Here is a 21,662-nt window from a genome sequence, read left to right as displayed (position 1 = left end):
CACTTAGCCCTTAGAGCTCTGAAGATGTTGATACTGCTGGGTAGTGGGATCACGCTGTGCGTTATCCTGCTATTAAGCTCAGTAGACTTTTGGATGAGCTATCAGGCCCAAGGCCGAATCCATAAAGAGGTGGAATCGGCACCCGCGAGAGACATCGCCCTGATCTTAGGTACGAGTAAATATATAGGTAGAACCTTAAACCCGTATTACACCTATCGTATAGACGCCGCCATTGAGCTGTATAAACAGCAAAAAGTGCGCGGTTTCTTGCTCAGTGGCGATAATGCCCATCGCTCATACAATGAGCCGTGGACTATGAAGCGAGACCTTTTAAGGGCAGGTATCCCTGAAGAGCTTATCTTCCTAGATTATGCGGGATTTAGAACGCTCGATTCCATTGTTCGCGCCAAACAGATCTTCAACCTCAACGACTTCACTATCGTTACCCAAACCTTTCACTGCGACAGAGCTCTGTTCATTGCCAATTACTACAAAGCGGATGCCATCTGCCTAGGGGTTCCCTCCCCTAAACCAAGGTCTTGGTTCAATGTCAGGGTTCGGGAAGTCTTTGCCCGCATAAAAGCCATGCTCGACGTCTACGTCATGAACACACAACCCAAGTTCTTAGGCCCGCAAGAGCCGATATTGGATATGCTACCGAAATACGAATACGGGCCAATCATGCCTCGATTCGTTCCCAAGCCGGTAGCTGAAAGCGAATAGCAATCAGCTATCTGCTGTTGTTAGGTCCTCATTTCGTGCCCTATCCTTGATTTCTCCGCTTTCACACCAATATACCTTTAATCATCATCTTCAATTCGTGGCCTGAATTACATACAATCGAGGCAGAATTACAAAGGATCAAACAGTTATGAGCAATGTTAAGCACTGTAAACTACTTATTTTAGGATCAGGCCCTGCTGGATATACGGCGGCAATCTATGCTGCGCGTGCAAATCTTAATCCAGTTATCGTGACAGGGATGCAACAAGGTGGTCAGCTCACCACCACTACGGAAGTAGAAAACTGGCCAGGTGACGCCAGTGACTTAACCGGTCCAGCATTGATGGAGCGTATGCAAGCTCACGCTGAAAAGTTCGAAACCGAGATCATCTTCGACCACATCAACAAGGTTGACCTGAGCCAAAAGCCATACCGTTTATTTGGTGACAGCACAGAATTTACCTGTGATGCATTGATCATCGCAACAGGCGCTTCGGCGAAGTACATCGGCTTAGACTCTGAAGAAGCATTTAAGGGCCGCGGCGTTTCCGCTTGTGCCACTTGTGATGGTTTCTTCTACCGCAATCAAGAAGTCGCTGTTGTCGGTGGTGGCAACACTGCGGTTGAGGAAGCACTGTATCTTTCAAATATCGCCTCAAAGGTACACTTAGTCCATCGCCGCGATTCATTCCGCGCTGAGAAGATCTTGGTGAAACGTCTAATGGACAAGGTTGAGTCAGGCAATATTGTTCTGCACACCGACCGCACACTTGATGAGGTGGTTGGCGATGATATGGGTGTCACTGGCGTTCGCGTTAAGGATACAAAATCGGATGCAACAGAGCTGATTAATGTCATGGGTGCGTTTATCGCTATCGGTCACCAACCGAATACCGGCATTTTCAAAGAGCAGTTAAAGATGAATCACGATTACATCGTGGTAAATTCTGGCCTAGAAGGCAATGCAACACAAACCAGCATACCGGGTGTGTTTGCCGCAGGTGATGTTATGGATAATCAGTATCGTCAAGCCATCACTTCAGCTGGTACTGGCTGTATGGCAGCGTTAGATGCTGAGCGTTATCTCGACGAAATTGATGCGTAAACAAAAATAATTGCCTCTCATATTGAAATCTTAGCGTCCACAGAGTACATCTGTGGACCTTTTTCGATATACTCTCCCAAATCAAAATTATTCGCATTTAATCATATTCATGGATAAGAAAACCCAAGGCGAGTTGAGCCGCTGGCTTAAACAGCAAAGTAAGCTAGCAAAGCGATGGTTGACCCTGACAGTTGTCGCAGGAGTTGCTTCTGCCGTTGCGCTCATCATTCAAGCCTCACTCATCGCTCAGATCCTACATAGCCTCATCATTGAACATACCGACAAGTATGATTTAGTCCCTCACTTCATTGGCCTTGGAGCGACAGTAATACTGCGCAGCGCCCTCGCTTGGGGCAGAGAGATTGCAGGGTACAGAAGTGGCGAACAGGTTCGCATCTATATCAGAGGCTTAGTGGTCGATAAAATGCGTCGCTTGGGGCCTGGCCATATCAAAGGTAAAACCGCAGGCGCGTGGGGAACCATGCTGATCGAGCAGGTAGAAGAGATGCAAGATTTCTTCGCAAAATACCTACCGCAAATGGCACTCTCTGCACTAGTTCCTTTTATGATCTTGGTGGTGGTATTCCCACTCAATTGGGTCAGCGGACTGATATTTTTGATCACCGCACCGCTCATTCCGTTTTTCATGGCACTGGTTGGCAAGAAAGCCGCCGATGCAAACCGTAAAAACTTCAAAGCACTGCAACGCTTGTCAGGGCATTTTTATGACCGCTTGCAAGCGATGACAACCATTCGTTTATTCGACCGTGCAAGAGATGAAAAAGAACAGTTACATGCTGCGTCAGAGGTGTTTCGCGAGCGCACGATGAGCGTATTGAAGATCGCATTTTTGTCTTCTGCGGTATTAGAGTTCTTCACTTCAATCTCCATTGCCCTCACCGCGGTTTATTTTGGTTTCACCTTTATCGGTGAGCTTAACTTTGGCCACTATGGCACCAGCGTTACCCTATTTACAGGCTTGTTCATCTTGATACTCGCACCCGAGTTCTACCAACCTCTTCGCGACCTTGGCACCTTTTATCACGCCAAGCAGCAAGCGATTGGTGCGGCAGAAAGCATTGTTGATTTCTTGAATATTGAAGAGCCTAAACAAGAGAACAACAAGCAGGTTATCACTAGTGAAGAAAACTGCGTGATAACAGCCTCTGATTTAATCGTTACCAGCACAGAAGGCAAGGTATTGGTTGGCCCTGTCAGCTTCACTCTAGAAACGGGCAAGAAAACAGCTTTGGTAGGCCCAAGCGGCGCAGGTAAAACCTCAATAATGAACGCCCTTCTTGGATTTCTTCCTTACCAAGGCAGTCTAACCATTAATGGCACAGAGTTATCTGAGGTTGATCTCAACAGCTACCGTTCAATGGTGAGCTGGGTAGGTCAAAACCCATTACTGGTTCATGGCACCATTGCCGAGAACCTTAACCTTGCTGAGAAAACCTTTAGCTCGCAAGAGTTACAAGACAAAATCAAACAGGCTCACGCCGATGAATTTATCGATAAACTGGGTCTAGATCATGCCATTTCGGATCGCTCTGGAGGCCTGTCTGTAGGCCAAGCTCAGCGTATCGCGCTAGCCCGCGCCTTATTACAAGATGGCCAATTTTGGCTGCTTGATGAGCCTACCGCTAGCTTGGATGCACGCAGCGAATCGTTAATCAATGAGAGCCTGCAATCGGCTCTAGTGAATAAAACTGCGCTTATGGTCACTCACCAATTAAGTAACCTGCAGCAAATGGATCAAATATTAGTGTTGGAAAATGGCGCGCTTACTCAGCAAGGTAGCTACAGCGAACTAGAACATCAAGGCACCTTCAAGGCGATGCTGAATCAGCAGCAAACACTAGGAGGCGATATCGATGCGTGAGTTACTTCCCTACCTCAAACTGTATAAAAAGCATTGGTTTGGTCTATCCCTAGGCATGATTTTGGGCTTTCTTACCCTATTTGCTTCTATCGGTCTACTGACTTTATCTGGCTGGTTTTTGTCCGCTGCTGCTGTGGCAGGACTCACTATAGCCCGAGAAACCTTCAACTACATGCTTCCTGGTGGCGGCGTTCGTGGCCTTGCTATGGGTCGTACTGCTGGTCGTTGGGGCGAGCGCGTCGTGTCACACAACGCAACCTTTAAGCTGCTTACGGATTTGCGTGTTTACTTCTATGAGAAACTCACCCCGCTGATCCCTGGTCGTGTGGGTGGATTGCGTGATGCCGACCTGCTCAACCGCTTAGTCGCGGATGTATCAGCCATGGACCACGTCTACCTGCGTCTTGTAAGCCCAGTAATACTCAGCATTCTAGGTATCACCTGCCTAACGGGTTTCTTGGTGTGGTTTGATAGTGATATCGGTCTAACACTTGGCGCTATCTTGATGGCTCTTGTTTTGATCTGGCCTGTACTCTTTTATAAATTGGGTAAGGGTAATGGGCATAGACTGACGCAAAACCGCGCAGACCTTCGTATCCGCGCTCTAGATTGGGTTGAAGGCCACAGCGAGCTTTTATTATTTGGCGCGGAAAAACGCTACAGAGAAAAGATCGACCAAGCGCAAATGGCACTGATGAGCAATCAGGCAGTCAACGCTCATATTACCGGTCTTGCCAACGCTTTACTGTTATTGGCCAATGGCATGACGCTACTGCTGATCTTATGGATGTCAGCAGACGGAATTGGCGGATCTGTACCTAGCCCACTTATCGCTCTGGTGGTATTTGCAACCCTAGCCAGTGTAGAGTTATTAATGCCGATTGCTGGGGCGTTCCAATACCTAGGGCAAACGCTGGCATCTGCACGACGTCTCAATGAGATCATCGGCGCTGAGCCTGATGTACAATTCCCTACCTATACCAACAACAAAGTCATCGGTACTAATAATAAAGTTGCCGTCGAGTTTAGCGATATTTCATTTGCCTACGAAAGCAATGCACCCCTTGCTGTAGACAATCTATCACTGAGCGTGCCAGCAGGCAGTAAGCTTGCCATTCTCGGTAAAACCGGCAGTGGTAAATCAACGCTGCTTCAATTGCTGACCCGCTACTGGGATGTTCAGCAAGGTGATATCAAGATTGGCGGACAGGCACTGACCGAGCTCTCTGAATCAGAGCTTCGCAGACTTATCTCGGTAGTGAGCCAGCGTGTTGATGTGTTAAACGGCACCTTGCGCGACAACCTATTAATTGCAAAATCTGATGCCGACGACAGTGAATTAGCCGGAACGCTATCAAAAGTTGGCCTTGAGTACTTGATGGATGCACCTGGGCTTGATCAATGGCTAGGCGATGGCGGAAGACAACTCTCTGGCGGCGAGAAACGCCGTATCGGTATCGCTCGCGCCGTATTGCACAACGCCCCTATCCTTCTACTCGACGAACCTACAGAAGGCCTAGATCGCTCTACTGAGTCACAAATCATGTCGCTACTCGAGCAGCACTATCAAGACAAAACCGTGGTCTTTGTAACCCACCGTCTGGTAGGCCTAAGTAAGATGGATAATGTTGTGGTACTTGAGCAAGGCAAGCTAGTAGAACAAGGCGAGCACAGCGAGCTTTTAAAACAAAAAGGGCGCTATTTCCAATTGCATCAAGCGATCTAGTGGATTAGTCGCAGACTTTGGACTAACCAACAAAAAGCCCCGCAACGTAAACGCTGCGGGGCTTTTTACTTACCACTATTTAGTCGTTAAAGCCTTCCAGCACTATCTTTCCGCGTGCTTTTTGAGACTCTAAAAGCGCATGTGCTCGCTTCAGATTTGTCGCGTTGATCGCGCCAAAGTGCTCTCCTAGAGTGGTTTTCACCTCTCCAGAGTCGATCATTGTTGCCACCTTTGCTAAGATCTCATGCTGCTTTTGCATGTCGTCGGTTTCAAACATCGAGCGGGTATACATAAACTCCCAGTGCAAGGACACACTCTTTGGTTTAAGCGCTCGAATATCAAAAGACGAAGGGTCATCAATCAAGCCAAATTGACCTTGTGGCTTTATGACCTTCATAACTTCAGGCATGTGCTGTTCGGTATTGTTTAGACTCACCACATAATCGACACAATCATTCATCCCAAGTTGCTCACTCATGGATTGGTTGTGATCAATCACCTGATCTGCGCCAAGCTGTTTTAGCCACTCCACAGAGGCAGGACGCGAAGCGGTCGCTATCACCTTCAAGTTAGTGAGCTTTTTCACTAGCTGGACCATAATTGAACCTACCCCGCCCGCAGCGCCGATGATAAGAATGCTTTGATTTGCTTCTGTATTAACTTTTAGGCGGTCAAACAACATCTCCCAAGCGGTTAACGTAGTCAAAGGCAAGGCTGCAGCCTGAGACACGCTCACGGAAGTTGGAGCTAGACTGGCAATGCGCTCATCCACTAATTGAAATTCAGCATTGGTACCAGAGCGCGTAAGATCCCCTGCATACCAAACAAGGTCACCAACGTTAAACAAAGACACTTGATCACCTACCTCTTCGACAATACCCACCGCATCCCAACCGATCACTTTATAGCCGGACTCTGGAGCCACATTGGCGCGTATTTTGGTGTCTACTGGGTTGACGGAAATAGCCTGCACCTTAACAAGTAGATCCTTGCCTGCTGCATTGGGTTTATCGAGCGTGATGTCCTGTAGTGACGCTTCATTGTCGATAGGTAGGTTTACTTGATATCCAACTGCCTTCATTGTTTGCTCTCCAGATTGATTCCGCTATATACAACCAGTTTAATTGACACGTTTAGTTTGAAAAACTAAGCTTCGCTCAAAACACTTTTTACAAAAAGTTAAAAATGAAATCACTGCATGATATTAAAGTCTTCCTTGAAACCGCAAAGCTCGGCAGCCTTTCCGCTGCTGCTCGTAGTTTAGACCAAACTCCAGCTGCCATTAGTCGCACGATTCAAAGATTAGAAACAGAGCTCGAGGTCCCGCTGTTTATTCGCTCCACTAGAAAGCTAAGACTCTCTCCTCAAGGAGAGTTATTTCTGCCTCGCTGTCAGCAAGCCATGCTTATCTTTGAGCAAGGTATCGATGAATTAACGGAAAAAGATCAAGAGTTAGCCGGCAATATCAATCTCTCTATGCCCTCAGATACGGGTCGAGGTGTCATTATGCCGCTCATCGATGAGTTTTTGGCTCTGCACCCTAAGGTATCGGTGCACGTGCATCTTTCCGACAGCTACGCCGACCTCTACGAGCAAAATGTCGATGTGGCTCTGCGCATTGGAGAACCTGAAGACTCCAACATGATTGCCATACCCCTGTATAAAGAAAACTATCGAATTTTGTGCGCCTCTCCTGAATACATAGAGTCACATCCTAAAATCACACAACCAGAGGATCTCCAGCAGCACAACTGCCTATGCTTCGCCCTAAATCAAAAACTGCACAATCGTTGGCACTTTATTCAGCATGAATCTCAGCAACAATTGGTGGTTAAGGTAAACGGAAATCGCAAAACCAGCGATGGGCAAATGGTGCGCCAATGGGCACTCAACGGACATGGTGTGGCGTATAAATCACGACTGGATGTACTGAAAGATATTAGAGAGGGTCGCTTAATGACTCTAGCGCAACAGTGGCGCGGCGAGCACGCCCCATTGTATATGATTTTTACTGATCGCAGTCAGTTCAGCGGCTTGGTGAAAGCCCTGAAAGAGTTTCTGCAAACTAGGCTGAAAGCCCTCAGCTGATAGAAACGAAAAACCGTCACCCTGACCTTGATTCAGGATCTAAGTGAGCACATTGTTAAGTTATTCACTCCCCAAGATACTGGATAAATACTTCGTATTTTCCAGTATGACGTGGATTTAGGGTGAGTTATTTAAAAGAGAGCCGTTGTCACTACGAAACCTGAAATTGCCGTCATCCTGAACTTGATTCAGGATCTTAGTGAGCACATAGTTGAGCTATGCACTCTCCAAGATACTGGATAAATACTTCGTATTTCCCAGATGACGTGGATTTAGGCTGAGTTATTCAGAAGAATGTAGTTGTCATTACCAAACCCGAAATAGCCGTCATCCTGAACTTGATTCAGGATCTTCGTGAGCACATAGTTGAGTTATGCACTCCCCAAGATACTAGATAAACACTTCGTATCTTCCAGTATGACGCGGATTTAGTGTGAGTTGTTTAGAAAAATGTAGTTGTCATTACAAAAACTGAAATAACCGTCATCCTGAACTTGATTCAGGATCTTAGTGAGCACATAGTTGAGTAATGCACTCCCCAAGATACTAGACAAATACTTCGTATTTTCCAATATGACGTGGATTTTAGGGTGAGTTATTCAGAAGAATATAGTTGTCATTACCAAAGCCGAAATAGCCGTCATCCTGAACTTGACTCAGGATCTTAGTGAGCACATAGTTAAGTTATGCACTCCCCAAGATACTGGATAAACACTTCGTATTTTCCAGTATGACGTGGATTCAGGACGAGTTATTTAGAAGAGAACCGTTGTCACTACGAAAGCCGAAATAACCGTCATCCTGAACTTGATTCAGGATCTTAGTGAGCACATAGTTGAGTTGTGCACTCCCCAAGATACTGGATAAATACTTCGTATTTTCCAGTATGACGGCTAACGGAAAGCCCGGTTAATACCAAGAGACTTTCCTTCCAATTTTCAGTTATTAGCTATTCGCTTTCTCAAACTCACTCATAAACGCAACCAGCGCATTTACGCCTTCTTCTGTCATTGCATTATAGATAGAAGCGCGCATGCCGCCCACGGCTCTGTGGCCTTTTAACGCCACTAGGCCTTTCGCTTCCGCTTGCTCTAGGAACAAAGCATCAAGCTCTGGTTTTGCCAATTGGAAAGGTACATTCATCAATGAACGGTTATCTGGATGAACATCATTCTTGTAGAAAGCAGAGTCATCTATTGCCTTGTACAGGGCTGCCGCCTTGTTGCGGTTACGTTTTTCCATCTCAGCGATACCGCCGATGGATTTTAGCCACTTGAACACCAATCCAGACAAATACCAAGCGTACGTTGGTGGCGTGTTGTACATAGACTCTTTCTCATCGAGCAGTTTGTAGCTTAGCGTGCTCGGCAAGATGTCACTGGCCAGATCCAGTAAATCATCACGAACAATCACCAGTGTAATGCCCGCAGGACCGATGTTCTTCTGTGCTCCGGCATAGATAACGCCAAACTTACTCACATCGATCTGGCGAGACAAAATCGTCGATGACATATCCGCAACGATAGGTTTATCAGTCACCGGAAGGTCATTGATCTCGATGCCATCAATGGTTTCATTTGGGCAGTAGTGCACGTATGCGGCGTCATCATCGATAGGCCAAGATGCCGCAGGCGCAATCGCGGCCTTACCATCACGTTCAGTTTTAGCGTCAACAATCTGAACCTCACAATACTTATTCGCTTCTGCAATAGCACTGTTTGCCCAGTAACCACCGTCAACGTAACACGCCTTAGTAGCTTGACCGAGAAGGTTCATTGGCACTGCAGAGAACTGAGCGCGAGCCCCGCCCTGACAGAACAAGATTTTATAATTGCTTGGCACTTGAAGTAATTCGCGTAGGTCGCGCTCGGCAGCTTCCGCTACTGCAATAAACTCTTTACTGCGATGGCTAATTTCCATCACTGAGCGGCCCATACCGTTCCAGTCAACAAACTCTTTCTGAGCTAATTCCATCACGGCTTTTGGTAGGCCAGCAGGTCCGGCACTAAAGTTATAAATGGCGTCCATTTCGTTTACTTACTCCAAGTGATTCAATCAATGTTTTCAATGACTATACCCCAGCTTAAAACAAGATTTAAGTCTCATTTTGATATAAAAAAGCCATAGTTGGTATAAAGGACCAAACTATGGCTTTTTTTTCTGTAGGTAATTGGTTTTACTGTGCTTGTTGTGGCATCAACATTGGCAGCAATAACGACATTACCGGCACTTCTTTGCCGTTAGAGAACAGTATCTTTCCGTCTTTCAACTGCAAAGACATTTTGTAACCATCATCAGTCTGCGATGCCACTTCCATGATTAACAGTTCATCTAGGTTTTCTTGAATGAAAGGATAAGCCATCACCAAGTCACTAGAAACAAAGGCATTCATATCCCCTTGCAACAGTTCGATAAGCTGTAGGAAATCTTTCGATGTGTTTGCCTCACCCGAAGGCAGGTTCATATTCCAGTTTGACTCAAAGTGACCTTCGTCCACATCAACGCTGAATTTATTCAAAGACATGAAGAAACCCTTCGCCAGCAACTCATCCACTTTAGGCAGTGCTTTAGCGGTATCTTGCTCTGTCCATACCGGGCTATTTTGGTACATCTCAGACAAATCCAAGAACGCAGATTTATCAAAACCGCCAGCCGTAAAGCTTAGGCTTAGGTTTTTAGCCTCACCATCATGGTTTTTAAACTCCTGCAGAGTCAATTGATAATCCCCTTGCAGAGTTTGTGCCGTTTCGTCTTGGCTGGTTTGGAATTGATAGCTCAAGCCGCCCATTTCCACTAGGTTGACACCCTCATAGTCATTAACCACAAAGCTATCTAGAGAAAGGGTTTGCTCGCCCATCCAAAGCCCTTGCTCTACCTTACCTTCACCACTGCTTGCTAAGCCGTCAAAGCGAATCATAGCGCCGCTGTCATAGTCAAATTCAAGAGAAGGCATAGTTAATTGATATTCAAGCTCGCCCAATACTGTCACAGAGCCTTCGATATCTAGTGCGCCCAACAGTGCGGTCATTGGCTCGCTACCGGCGATATCAAATTGCTGCGCTTTCACGTTGGTAGAAAACTCAGTATTACCATTAAGTTGAGTATTAGTGAGAAGCTTAAGCTCAGGCATTTGAGAATAGAAAGTCTCGCCACTTAGGCTCAACATCCCATGATTAATATTGTGTACCAGCTCATACTGTGTCGGCCAGCCGTAAGCATTCAGCTGAGCCACAGCTTGCGGATCAATTACGGTGACTAGCGTCTTAGCCACAGAGCTTAGATAGCCTCTATCGTACTCTTCTAGTTCTACCTTGATGTCTTGATTGTCAAAGTTTTGAATACCATCCGTCACTATGGTTTGTCCAATGTGACCTACGGCCAAAGGCCAGATACCGATAAGGGCTACTGCACCGCCTACTGCGGCTATTGATTTTAATTGTCGCATATTCTTATAAATTCTGTGTTTGCACGTCTACTCTCTTTTATACAGATAAAATTGAGATAAATCAGTATTTTCTAGGATATTTTCGCTTTACTGACATAACTTTAACTGGCTCTCATTTGAGTTAGATTAAAATTGTTACAGTGCAATAAAAAGATGGGTTGATTATGACTCAATATTGCGTTCTTTGTATCGAAGACGATCCAAACTCTCTATCAATATTGGAGCTTGCTCTCAAACCCTATGAGCGCAAGTTTAGACCTCTGTTCGCGAAAAACGTTCGTGATGCTTATGCATGCCTAGAGGAAATTCGTGTCGAGCGCCAAGAACTGGCCATGGTTATCGCCACAGAATCCCTCAATACTAGCGCGTCACAACTGCTGGTTGATCTCGAACCTCACTACCCACACTGTCGCAAAATACTGACCTGTGATGCCAACCAATTAGAAAGTGTGATTACAGCAGTCAATGAAGGACGGTTAGACCACTGTTTTACTCACCCACTGCAACTTGAAAATACCACTCAGATAATCAAGAAAGAGCTCACTGAATTTATCGTTAATCAGCCTAAAATAGACTGGTTACCTTATGGCTCCGTCTTAGATAGCCAAAAAATCATCCGAGCTCATATAGATAAGCGCATTCACGCCTACCGCAGTGATTTTATCCGTGATTATCATTCCATTAGTGATGACGAGTTATCGGAAAAGGTATGCAACGCACTAGAAGCCTTCTTTGCAAAAAGCGATGAATCACGTGCTATTCGTCGATACTCTCCTTCTCACCTATTGACCAAAGAGGGAGAACCAAACCAATTTCTCTGGTTTATTACCAAGGGGGAGGTTGCGTTATACAAACGAGATGAACATGGCAAGCGACGCGAGGTGGTTCGCCACGGCAAGGGCGGCATTATCGGCGGTATGTCATTTGTGACCGGAGAAAAGTCCTTTTCAACCGCACTGACCTTAAGCCAAACCCAAGTTATCAAGCTCAGCAAAACCACCTTTACTGAAGTCATGCATTCAAACAGTGCCCTGCTTCCCTTATTCACCAACTTACTCTTGCGTCACTTCAACCGTCGATTGCAGCGTAGCATTCACACAAAACTGCAGTTGCAGCATACCTTCGAGTCCCTTGAAGCTGCGCAAACTCAGTTGGTTGAAAATGAAAAGATGGTGGTTCTAGGGCAATTGGTTGCCGGCGTTGCCCACGAGCTCAATAACCCTATTGCGGCTATTTTGCGAAGCTCCGATACCCTAATTCACGAAATTAGCCAGGACACCGAAGAGTTTGAACCGACCAGCAAAGTCCTCGGCAAGCAAGTGCTCGAGCGAGCATTACGCTCTAACCCCATCTCGACCGTTCAGCTTAGACAAAAATCCAAAGCTATCGCCAGTAAGATGCAGACCAAACAGCAAGCCAAGATGGTGGTCAACATGGGCCTTGAAGAGCAAATCGATAGCATCTTGGCCCATCAAGACATTGATAAAATCTTGGCGCAACTCGAGCACTATTACACTGCTGGCACCACTTTGCGGTCGATAAATGTGTGCTCACAACGCATTGCCGACATGGTGAAAAGCCTAAAAAGCTATGCGCGCTCAGATGAAGAATCAACACAGAAAGTCGATATACACGAAGGTATTGAGGATACCTTGGTCATCTTTGAGAACCGATTGAAAAACATCACCGTGGAGCGAGATTACCACTCAATCGCCCCCACATTTTGCCGCCCCATTGCGCTGCAGCAGGTATGGACCAACCTAATTTCCAACGCCCTAGATGCGATGGATAACAATGGGAAACTCAGTATTCACAGCGCATTAGATGCAGATAAACAGCAAATAGAGATCGTATTTCAAGACAACGGGTCTGGCATTGAATCAGAACAGCTCGAGAGTATTTTTGAACTTAACTTTACCACCAAGAAACAAGGTGACTTTGGCTTAGGCATAGGGTTGTCCGTGTGCCAGCAAATAGTCCACCAGCACCAAGGCAGCATCTCCGTAGCATCAACCATCGGGGAAGGAACGCAGATGATTGTTCGTCTGCCGTTTATACCGCAATCAACGTGAAAATGAGGGAATGAATGAACAAGCTATTAATTTTGTGTGTCGATGATGAGAGAGACGTCTTAGAAAGTGTGGTTCGTGACCTTAAATCGTTTGCAGAATTCTGCGAAATTGAAGCGGCCGAATCAGTCTCGGAGGCGCGTGAAGTCATTGCTGAATATCAAGCAGAAGGCACCCCTTTAGCGATGATCTTGTGCGACCACATCATGCCAGAAGAAACCGGTGTCGATTTTCTTATCGAACTGCATCAAAACGCAGCCACAAAAGCCTGCAAAAAATTACTTCTCACCGGGCAAGCCGATCTCAACGACACCGTCAATGCCGTCAATCACCACTGTTTAGATTTCTATATTGCTAAGCCATGGAAGAAAGCGGAGCTTGTCGACATCGTTACTGAGCACCTAACGCGCTACGTAATAGAGACTGCGGAGGAACCAATGCAATGGGCTCGTTTCTTAGATACCGCCAAAATATTGCAGGCCGTTTCGGAAAAACGCACTCAATTCGGTGAATAAACGTGCGAAAGCACTAGCTTTGTGAAAATTGACAGAAATTTAGCGTATATAACCCCCTGTTTTAGTGGAGGTAATAGTCTGGTTACATTAATATGGTCAGCATTATAAAAGGCAAATCATTCACATAGTGCATGATGACTACGAGAGTTTACTCTCTTAGAGCCAAGGACTAACAATTTCCACTAAGTAGGTTATCAATCATTATGCGTAAATTAGCCTGTGCTGCACTTGCTGTAGCAGCGACTTTTTCTGGCGCCACCTTTGCAAACAGCCCTGCTGTTATGAGCAACTTTAATTACGACTACTTTGAAGCGCGCATTGGTATGGCTCCGCTGACTTTCGGTGCTGGCTTTAGTAAAGCGATTCACCCTAACGCGCACTTTGTAGCAACCATCGATTCTGAGTTTGAAAGTGATTACAACCTTCGTACCGGTCTTGGATTCCATGCTCCTGTAACAAACTGGGCTGACATCACAGGTCAAATGTTACTTCGCGTTGTAGACAACAATAAGTTTGACAACGACCTAGGTATGGAAGTGAACCTTGGCTGGCGTCAATGGTTAGGTCCACAATTTGAGCTAGGTGGTAACGTAGGTTACGTGACTATCGACAGCAATGACGACTGGATTGGTAGCGTTTATGGTCGATTCCACGCCACAGAGCTTTTCTCTCTAGGCTTAGAAGGCAAAATTAATGACTTCTACGGTGATCAGTTCATGCTGACCACTCGCTTTGTATTCTAGAGCGTCCTAATACAAAAAATGGCTACCCTAGGGTAGCCATTTTTATAGGTAATGTTTTAGTTTCTAGAACTCGTGAGATTTAAACTGATTAGTCAGTGGGTCATATTGATAGCCCACACCGCTTAGCTTGTCTGCCAAGCTGTTTGCGTCAATTTCGTACATACTCGCTAACTCTTCAATGCTGTCGCACTCTAAGCGCAGCTTCTCGTTAACGATACTCAGCAGGATATTACTGTCCCAGCGTTTGATGTTACTTAGATCCATGTGTCACCTCTCAGACGAACTGCTCCCAAAAACCTCTCTTACAAGATTAGTTGTAAACCAGTCGTTTGACAGTGATCAATGGCAAAATTTTGTCAAAACAAAGGAAGTAGCAGATAGCTACCGCTAATTCCTAATGCACTCGCCACCAAGACTTGATACTGATTCACGGTCGATGAGCGAAACAGATGCCAACTCCACACAAGGATAGCGGTGAGTAATAGCGGGAAGGAAAAGCTAATCACCGATATAACAACCTCGCTTTGTTCACTCCAAGCCCAATGAGCCTGAACCAATACCGAGAGCACAAGCAGCATGGCCGAAGCAATACCAGCAACAGGCAGCAGTGTATGGAAAGCTTGAAGGCGGGTCTTCGCTCTGATCATAAGAAGATGACCTAAAACCGCGCCTAAGAAGATCACCTCACCCATTGCAATACTCAATGAACCAAGGACAAATCTAGGCTCACTATTCACTATGGATAATATCCAGAATAGGCATGCGGATACGCCTGCCAACATTAGTAAAAACAGCGGGCCACTGTCGCGCGTTTTGCCCGTTTTGGTTTGAACTGAGAAGTACACAAGAAGCGCAGCTGGGACAATAAACGCTGGCATAGCGCCGCCACCAACAAAGAATAAGCAGGCAATAATAGGCAGTTGCTTGTGCAGGCGACCTCTTTGTCCAGGGCAAATCTCACCCTTGGTTAAGGCCAGAATCAAAATCGCTAAGGCGCCAATAGCCATAGGCAAGAAGATATGTATCGATAGCTGAGCGTAGGTGTCCATAGTGTCATCAATCAAAAACAATGAGGGGAAGTAGTGTAACCTCCCCTAGCGTGATTACAATCCCGTGCCAACATTAAAATAGAACGCACTGTCTTCTTCACTAAAGCCAAAATCCATTCCCATATGAACGCCATAGCGTCTAGCTATGAGATAACGAAAGCCCGTACCATACGCCCACTTCATGTCGTCAAACATGGCCGATGCCCCTTCATTAGATCGGCCAACGCCACTGTTGCCTCCAACGCCGCCAAACACAGATACACTCCAGCGTGGAGTAAACTGCCACATGACCTGCGTTTGATAAGAGCTAGTGTAGTTACCTTGATAGCGGTTCACCGGGATACCTCTAAGGGAAATATCGGGATAAGCGAGTGGTGGTAAGGAGGTCTCATCCGTTGTCAGTGAGTTGTATTCAACGGCAAAAGCCAGAGTCCAATTGTTCGCTATGGGTACATACGCGGTACTTGAGGCCAAAAAGGTCTCGTAATCGTTATCACTGCCAATGCCTTCTCTATACCAGAGGTATTCAGCAATAAAGTCCCAGCCCTCGGTTGGATAAAAAAAGCTATTTTTTGCGTCATATTCAAGGTTAAACCCCAAACCTGAAGAGCGTGTCTCGGCAAGGGTATAACTGTCCGAACCAATCCCAGAATTATTCTTGAGCCTTAACTCACTATCCGCGTAGAACTGCTGTATACCCAAAAACAATTTAGTGTCTGCCACCCTAAACTGAAGTTTTTGCATGCCGCCATAACCTTCCGTTTCAAGCTCAACACCTACATCTTGCAGAGGACCACCACTATTGGAGAAAGGATAGAACTCCATAATTGCCGTACCAAAGCCGACTCCGCCCATATAACGAATAGAGTCTTGTTTCCACACTCGTCTATGTCCTAACAGAGCAAACCAAGTCCCGTTTTCAGTCGCCGCTCCACCCGCTACAGTGACTGCCGGAGGAATAAGCTGCGCGCCCCCATCGATAGATTCCATCGCGAGTTTACGACGTTTCTCTTTTTGCTCTTCTGTTTCGTGCAAAAACATCCCTATCACGCCGAAGCCATAGCCCACCGCAGGTTCGGTTATAATTACTGGGATAGGCAGAAATCCGTAGGCGTTTTCAGCTAGATATTCGCCCATATCAAACATACCATCGACGGGGTCAGTGAAACTGACTGCATGAGCAGTATTGAAAACAGAGCCACTGAGCGCCAATAGATAGGAGAGTTGACGAATAGGCTTACACATAAAAGGGACTCTTATATATCTGAAATTTAAAGACTATTTACTGAGTATATATAAAATTCTGGCTTCTGCTAGCTAACCTTAAAACTAATCGCTATAATGCACCGCTTGCTCAAAAGAGGTCAAAAAATGCACAACACTATTACTCCAATCCACCAATACAAAAAATATTGGGCTGAGTGTTTCGGAACCGCACCATTCTTGCCAACCAGTCGCAAAGAAATGGACGCTCTAGGATGGGACAGTTGTGACATTATTATCGTCACTGGCGATGCCTATGTGGACCATCCAAGCTTTGGTATGGCTATCATTGGGCGACTTCTAGAAGCTCAAGGCTTTCGTGTTGGTATCATTGCTCAACCGCGATGGAACAACAAAGACGACTTCATGACGCTCGGTAAACCAAACCTATTCTTTGGTATTACCGCTGGCAACATGGATTCAATGATCAACCGCTACACTGCGGATAGAAAATTGCGTCACGATGATGCCTACACCCCTAATAATGAGGGGGGAAAGCGCCCTGATCGTGCGACCTTAGTGTATTCTCAGCGCTGCCGTGAAGCCTTCAAAGGCACACCGATTGTGCTTGGTGGTATCGAGGCAAGTCTTCGCCGTATCGCGCACTATGACTACTGGTCAGATAAAGTGCGTCGCTCAGTCATCTTCGATGCCAAGGCAGACCTTCTTCTGTTTGGTAACGCTGAACGTGCCCTTATCGAGGTAGCACATCGTCTTGCTGACGGTGAAGATATTGCACAAATGACCAACATTCGTGGCACAGCGGTAAACCTAGCGCAAGCGCCAGAGCAATTTAAGATCATCGATTCGTCACGCATAGAAAAACCAGGCAAAGCCTTCGTACCGACTAACCCTTACGAAGTCGAAACCAACTGCAGTGATAAAACCTCAGAGCAAACCGAAGTTAAGGCTGAACCTGTAGTAGTGCGCCCTAGCCGCCATGACTCGGAAACCACAGCCATTCGCATACCTGCGTATGAAAAGCTGCATAACGACAGAATCTTATATGCCCACGCAAGTCGCGTGATGCATCTAGAAACCAATCCTCACTCAGGCCGAGCGCTAATACAGCGTCATGGCGATCGTGAGCTATGGATAAACCAACCGCCTATTCCTCTGACAACAGAAGAGATGGACTATGTGTTCGGTCTACCGTTTGCGCGTGTACCCCACCCTATGTACGGCAAGGCAAAGATCCCTGCTTACGACATGATTAAAACCTCGGTTAACATCATGCGTGGCTGTTTTGGTGGGTGCTCGTTCTGTTCTATTACAGAGCATGAAGGGCGCATTATTCAAAACCGCTCTCAAGAGTCGATCCTTAACGAACTCGAAGAAATCAGAGACAAGGTTCCAGGATTTACTGGCACGATTTCTGATCTTGGCGGCCCAACGGCGAACATGTACCGCCTTGGCTGTAGCATTCCAAAAGCTGAAGCAACCTGTCGTCGCCCATCTTGTGTATTCCCAGGCATTTGTAGCAAGCTCAACACAGACCATAAGCACACCATTGATCTCTACCGCGCTGCCCGTAAGGTGCCAGGCGTTAAAAAGGTGATGATTGCTTCTGGCGTGCGTTACGACTTGGCAATTGAATCTCCAGAGTACGTCAAAGAGTTGGTGACTCACCACGTTGGCGGATACCTGAAGATTGCTCCTGAGCACACAGAGAAAGGTCCTCTAGACAAAATGATGAAGCCGGGCATGGGCACCTATGACCGCTTCAAAGAAATGTTCGAGAAGTACAGCCAACAAGCAGGCAAAAAACAGTATCTGATCCCTTACTTCATCTCTGCCCACCCAGGTACAGAAGATGAGGATATGGTGAACCTTGCGCAATGGCTAAAATCAAACAGCTACGAGTGCGATCAGGTTCAGAACTTTTACCCTTCACCTATGTGTAACGCCACAGCGATGTACTACTCAGAGACCAACCCTCTGAAACGCGTTAAATATAAACAGCGTGAAGATGTGCCTGTAGCTAAGGGTGAGCGTCAGCGCCGCCTGCACAAGGCATTGCTTCGTTATCACGATCCTGCCAACTGGCCGATGATCCGCGAAGCGCTGATCAGCATGGGTAAAAAACACCTTATTGGTGACAAGCCAAACTGTCTTGTGCCAGAAGAAGATCTCGATAAACAAACGCCAGCACAACGTCGCAAGTCGGGACGCCACGGCGCACACCGCTTTGCAACCAAGCACACCGACAGCCAGCCAGACATTCGCAAGCCAAACCAAAGAGGCAAAGCGAAGCCAGGACAAGGCCGTAACGGCAATAGCACCCAAGGTAATGCAGGCCAAGGCCGCAATAGCCAAGGTAGCACTGCTAACGGAAGTAATGCCCAAGGCAAGGCTGGTGCGAACAATAAAGGCGGTCAGCAAAACCGACCACATGCAGGTAAGCCCAAGGCAGGTAAGAAACCTAGTCGTCAAAGATAGATCTCTACAGCTGTCAGCTTCAAGCTGACAGCTGTAAGCCTAGGTTCTAGGTTCTAGGTTCAAACCTATGCAAGAACGCAGGCAGAATCAGTAAGCTAAAGCAGAGTATTGCACTTAGCGCTATGGTCAGCAAAAACCCTATCGAATACATTCCCTGATGGTCAGCTAAGGTCAATGCGCCAAAGGTAGCGATGGTGGTCAAGCAGCTGATCAAGGTTGCTTTCGGCGTTGATGATGAAAAGAAACGTGTAATCGTCTGCTCGTGTCTAAACCGCTTCACAATATGAATACCGTTATCCACACCAAGGCCAAAAATCAGCGGTATAACAATGATGTTAGCCATATTCAGAGACTGACCAAACCAATGGGCTATCGCAAGTGTTGTTGTTGTGGTTAGCAGTAACGGAATAAAGATGAACAAGATATCCAGCTTATACCGTACGCTGAATATCAAGATAAGCGTTATGGCGACTATCGATATCGCGATTGCGGTATAGAACGCCTTCACAATGATCTGGCCCACTTGTTGCTCAGCAACGGCTCGACCGGTCGCGAGTGGCGCCACTCGCTGCACGGTCTCAATAAACGCATTCACCTGCGCCACATCTCGCATATCACCCGACGGAGTCACTGACACCAGCCATTGCCCATCATCGGCAATATACTTATGGGCAATTTCAGCGGGCAACATATCAACATTAGGGTCGACAATTGCTGAGTTTTGAGACGCTAACGCCTGCATTAAAGGCTGAATCTCGGCCGTTAGATGCTGCTGCAGAGTTTTCTCATCGATACTGGTTTCTGAGGCATCGTTCAAGCCAAGTAGCTGCTGATACTTCTTCGAAAACTCTGACCAGGTCATCATCGCTGGGCGTTTTGCTTCAGGAGTCGCCGACTCTTTGAGTTCTTTCACTCGCTGCGAAAAATCCTGAGGTAAAAATGAGTTGGCACTGATGGTAGCTGCAACATCTGGGCTATCTTGCAGCTGACTCTCCCAGTCCATTGCTTGCTGGCGATCTTTTGCCACTGCGAATAGCTGATAACTAGAGCCAAGCTTATTGTCTTGCAGCCATTGTAGAGCCTCTACTGACTCAGAGTTTTTGTTCTTTAATACCAAGGTCGAGAAATCAAACTGAAACTGCATTGCGCCGTATCCCGTCGCAACCGCGCCAACTAAGGTCATTAAGATGATCTTTCTATGTTGAGCCACAATAAACTCGCTGAGTTTCAACGCCACCTTTGAACGCTTGGCATTGCTTCTCTTTACCTTTGGATAGCCAAAGAACTGGAAGAAAAGTGGGATCACTAAGAAGGTGGCAACAAGCGCTAATATCATGCCTGCCGCTGAAATGACCCCAAGCTCTCCGAGTCCGTTATAAGCCGTCGGATAGAAGCTCAAAAAGCCGATGGCGGATGATAAGGCACACAGACCTAGTGGTGAGATACAGTGCTGAACAGAGAGCGCCAAACTTTCACGGTTATCATGTCCCTTTAATCTTTGTTCATACACATGCAAGCTAAGGTGAACGGCAAAATCGACACCCAAGCCAATGAAAATAACCATGAACACGATGGAAATGGTATTAAACGAGCCCACCAAAAATAGGCCTGCCGCAAAGGTCCAAATCAAGCCAACGATTACCGCAAGGTAGCTGGCAACGATAATCCTTAAAGAGCGAATCCCCACCGCAAGAATCAGTATCAAACTGATGAGTGATACCGTCCCCGCAAGCGCTACGCTATCGTTCGCATCTTGAATCTCATCATAATCTAACGCCGTTTGTCCGGTCACTCGCACCATCACATCCGCAGGCATACCCACACCCGCGATCACTTCACGAACCGTATTCATAATGAGTTTATTGGGTTCTGTTTCAGAGTAATCAGGAACGGCAGTTAAGCTGATCACATAGCCATTGGGTACAGAGACATCTGCAAATAACAGGCTCTGCCAATCAACGTCTTTATCTTGCATCGCCTCGAGCAGTGGCTGAATCAATGTGTTGATTTCTTCGGGAGAGCGTTCGCTAGCAGAGAGCTTTTCGTCAAGGGCACCAAGATAAGGCTGTAAGCTGTTCATCTGAGTGGAGACCATGACCTCAGGCAATAGCAGTGCTACTTTGTCCCTAAGGGATTGGTATTCTTTATCACTTAGAAAGCCGATAGCGTATTGTTCAAACCATTGCAAGGTAGACGGGGCGAACACATCAGCAAACAGCTGACGCGTTTTGAATGCCTCTGCCAATTTCTCGGTCGCTATCTTGGCTTGTTCACCATCTTTTGATGAGACCGCGATGATGATGTTTCCAGAGTCAGGGAATACCGCCTCTACCGCATCAAGATTGTCACGCCACTCCCCTTTTTGTTCCACAAGCTCACTGAGATCCGCATTCATAGAAAAATGAGTCGACCCATAATAGCCAGCAGCCATAGTAACCATGATGAGAAGTAGCAAAAGGGTCTTTGGGAAACGAATAATAGTGTCAGTGAAACGTTGCACAGTAGGTGCCTCAACAAAGCGACGGTCGAAAAAAGTAGGCAAATTATTGAACAAGAGCCTGTTTTAAGCAATCTATACAGCGAGTTATCGGCAATTCATCGCTCAGACGGTCACA

The 21,662-nt window shown here is 46.5% G+C and carries 16 protein-coding genes; 9 read left to right on the top strand and 7 right to left on the bottom strand.

Annotated features, from left to right (window positions below; genetic code table 11):
• Window positions 1-24 precede the first annotated feature (24 nt).
• From OCU35_RS05895 to cydC, 4 genes are all read left to right on the top strand, one after another.
• Complete coding sequence (locus OCU35_RS05895; protein WP_017030080.1) at window positions 25-723, top strand: SanA/YdcF family protein; 699 nt, start codon at window positions 25-27, stop codon at window positions 721-723.
• Between the two features lie 148 nt (window positions 724-871).
• Entirely contained in the window at window positions 872-1,828 is a 957-nt protein-coding gene (trxB, locus tag OCU35_RS05890; protein ID WP_017030081.1) for a thioredoxin-disulfide reductase, read from the top strand.
• Between the two features lie 109 nt (window positions 1,829-1,937).
• Window positions 1,938-3,710: a heme ABC transporter permease/ATP-binding protein CydD gene (gene cydD / locus OCU35_RS05885; RefSeq protein ID WP_261825838.1), complete on the top strand. Its 1,773-nt coding sequence runs from the start codon at window positions 1,938-1,940 to the stop codon at window positions 3,708-3,710.
• Complete coding sequence (gene cydC, locus OCU35_RS05880) at window positions 3,703-5,436, top strand: heme ABC transporter ATP-binding protein/permease CydC (RefSeq protein ID WP_065209938.1); 1,734 nt, start codon at window positions 3,703-3,705, stop codon at window positions 5,434-5,436. The genes cydD and cydC overlap by 8 nt, the downstream gene beginning before the upstream one ends.
• Window positions 5,437-5,515: 79 nt before the next feature.
• Here the strand turns inward: cydC and OCU35_RS05875 are convergent, their stop codons facing one another.
• Entirely contained in the window at window positions 5,516-6,517 is a 1,002-nt protein-coding gene (locus OCU35_RS05875; RefSeq protein ID WP_261825837.1) for a zinc-binding alcohol dehydrogenase family protein, read from the bottom strand.
• A 104-nt stretch (window positions 6,518-6,621) separates the two neighbouring features.
• Here OCU35_RS05875 and OCU35_RS05870 point away from each other — a divergent pair, with 104 nt between their 5' ends.
• Complete coding sequence (locus OCU35_RS05870) at window positions 6,622-7,524, top strand: LysR family transcriptional regulator (RefSeq protein WP_261825836.1); 903 nt, start codon at window positions 6,622-6,624, stop codon at window positions 7,522-7,524.
• 945 nt (window positions 7,525-8,469) lie between these two features.
• On the opposite strand, the gene serC is transcribed toward OCU35_RS05870, so the two are convergent.
• Together serC and OCU35_RS05860 are read right to left on the bottom strand one after the other, a co-directional pair.
• Window positions 8,470-9,552 (bottom strand): 3-phosphoserine/phosphohydroxythreonine transaminase, encoded by a 1,083-nt coding sequence (gene serC / locus OCU35_RS05865; RefSeq protein WP_261825835.1) that lies wholly within the window; start codon window positions 9,550-9,552, stop codon window positions 8,470-8,472.
• Window positions 9,553-9,700: 148 nt separating this feature from the next.
• The gene (locus OCU35_RS05860; RefSeq protein ID WP_102443468.1) at window positions 9,701-10,969 is read right to left on the bottom strand and encodes a DUF945 family protein; all 1,269 of its coding nucleotides are present in this window, start codon (window positions 10,967-10,969) and stop codon (window positions 9,701-9,703) included.
• Window positions 10,970-11,133: 164 nt separating this feature from the next.
• Here OCU35_RS05860 and OCU35_RS05855 point away from each other — a divergent pair, with 164 nt between their 5' ends.
• The 3 genes from OCU35_RS05855 (at window position 11,134) to OCU35_RS05845 (ending at window position 14,296) form a co-directional block, all read left to right on the top strand.
• Entirely contained in the window at window positions 11,134-13,041 is a 1,908-nt protein-coding gene (locus OCU35_RS05855; RefSeq protein ID WP_261825834.1) for an ATP-binding protein, read from the top strand.
• Window positions 13,042-13,055: 14 nt separating this feature from the next.
• On the top strand, window positions 13,056-13,553 hold the full coding sequence (locus OCU35_RS05850; RefSeq protein ID WP_017028483.1) for a response regulator: 498 nt from the start codon (window positions 13,056-13,058) through the stop codon (window positions 13,551-13,553).
• Window positions 13,554-13,756: 203 nt separating this feature from the next.
• Window positions 13,757-14,296, top strand: coding sequence for a hypothetical protein (locus OCU35_RS05845; RefSeq protein ID WP_017030522.1), 540 nt, complete (start codon window positions 13,757-13,759; stop codon window positions 14,294-14,296).
• Between the two features lie 63 nt (window positions 14,297-14,359).
• Here the strand turns inward: OCU35_RS05845 and OCU35_RS05840 are convergent, their stop codons facing one another.
• The 3 genes from OCU35_RS05840 to OCU35_RS05830 all read right to left on the bottom strand — a co-directional run bounded on the left by OCU35_RS05840 (window position 14,360) and on the right by OCU35_RS05830 (window position 16,590).
• A complete protein-coding gene (locus OCU35_RS05840) occupies window positions 14,360-14,560 on the bottom strand; it encodes a DUF4250 domain-containing protein (protein ID WP_017028485.1) in 201 nt (66 codons plus the stop codon).
• A gap of 92 nt (window positions 14,561-14,652) precedes the next feature.
• The gene (locus OCU35_RS05835) at window positions 14,653-15,345 is read right to left on the bottom strand and encodes a hypothetical protein (protein ID WP_017028486.1); all 693 of its coding nucleotides are present in this window, start codon (window positions 15,343-15,345) and stop codon (window positions 14,653-14,655) included.
• A gap of 54 nt (window positions 15,346-15,399) precedes the next feature.
• Window positions 15,400-16,590, bottom strand: coding sequence for a BamA/TamA family outer membrane protein (locus tag OCU35_RS05830; protein WP_261825833.1), 1,191 nt, complete (start codon window positions 16,588-16,590; stop codon window positions 15,400-15,402).
• Window positions 16,591-16,716: 126 nt separating this feature from the next.
• Here OCU35_RS05830 and OCU35_RS05825 point away from each other — a divergent pair, with 126 nt between their 5' ends.
• On the top strand, window positions 16,717-19,047 hold the full coding sequence (locus tag OCU35_RS05825) for a YgiQ family radical SAM protein (protein ID WP_261825832.1): 2,331 nt from the start codon (window positions 16,717-16,719) through the stop codon (window positions 19,045-19,047).
• Window positions 19,048-19,093: 46 nt separating this feature from the next.
• On the opposite strand, the gene OCU35_RS05820 is transcribed toward OCU35_RS05825, so the two are convergent.
• Window positions 19,094-21,547: an MMPL family transporter gene (locus OCU35_RS05820; RefSeq protein ID WP_261825831.1), complete on the bottom strand. Its 2,454-nt coding sequence runs from the start codon at window positions 21,545-21,547 to the stop codon at window positions 19,094-19,096.
• Window positions 21,548-21,662: the final 115 nt, after the last annotated feature.

Source organism: Vibrio breoganii, assembly GCF_024346795.1.
GTDB lineage: Bacteria > Pseudomonadota > Gammaproteobacteria > Enterobacterales > Vibrionaceae > Vibrio > Vibrio breoganii.
Note: the sequence above shows the minus strand (reverse complement) of the source record. Positions and strands in the feature narration are given on the sequence as shown.

Excerpts from the sequence above, each read along its gene's own strand:
- serC (WP_261825835.1), bottom strand. The coding sequence starts at position 9,552 with ATGGACGCCATTTATAACTTTAGTGCCGGACCTGCTGGCCTACCAAAA.
- cydD (WP_261825838.1), top strand. The coding sequence starts at position 1,938 with ATGGATAAGAAAACCCAAGGCGAGTTGAGCCGCTGGCTTAAACAGCAA.
- OCU35_RS05875 (WP_261825837.1), bottom strand. The coding sequence starts at position 6,517 with ATGAAGGCAGTTGGATATCAAGTAAACCTACCTATCGACAATGAAGCG.
- OCU35_RS05845 (WP_017030522.1), top strand. The coding sequence starts at position 13,757 with ATGCGTAAATTAGCCTGTGCTGCACTTGCTGTAGCAGCGACTTTTTCT.
- OCU35_RS05825 (WP_261825832.1), top strand. The coding sequence starts at position 16,717 with ATGCACAACACTATTACTCCAATCCACCAATACAAAAAATATTGGGCT.
- trxB (WP_017030081.1), top strand. The coding sequence starts at position 872 with ATGAGCAATGTTAAGCACTGTAAACTACTTATTTTAGGATCAGGCCCT.
- OCU35_RS05860 (WP_102443468.1), bottom strand. The coding sequence starts at position 10,969 with ATGCGACAATTAAAATCAATAGCCGCAGTAGGCGGTGCAGTAGCCCTT.
- OCU35_RS05835 (WP_017028486.1), bottom strand. The coding sequence starts at position 15,345 with ATGGACACCTACGCTCAGCTATCGATACATATCTTCTTGCCTATGGCT.
- OCU35_RS05830 (WP_261825833.1), bottom strand. The coding sequence starts at position 16,590 with ATGTGTAAGCCTATTCGTCAACTCTCCTATCTATTGGCGCTCAGTGGC.
- OCU35_RS05850 (WP_017028483.1), top strand. The coding sequence starts at position 13,056 with ATGAACAAGCTATTAATTTTGTGTGTCGATGATGAGAGAGACGTCTTA.
- OCU35_RS05840 (WP_017028485.1), bottom strand. The coding sequence starts at position 14,560 with ATGGATCTAAGTAACATCAAACGCTGGGACAGTAATATCCTGCTGAGT.
- OCU35_RS05855 (WP_261825834.1), top strand. The coding sequence starts at position 11,134 with ATGACTCAATATTGCGTTCTTTGTATCGAAGACGATCCAAACTCTCTA.
- cydC (WP_065209938.1), top strand. The coding sequence starts at position 3,703 with ATGCGTGAGTTACTTCCCTACCTCAAACTGTATAAAAAGCATTGGTTT.
- OCU35_RS05870 (WP_261825836.1), top strand. The coding sequence starts at position 6,622 with ATGAAATCACTGCATGATATTAAAGTCTTCCTTGAAACCGCAAAGCTC.
- OCU35_RS05895 (WP_017030080.1), top strand. The coding sequence starts at position 25 with ATGTTGATACTGCTGGGTAGTGGGATCACGCTGTGCGTTATCCTGCTA.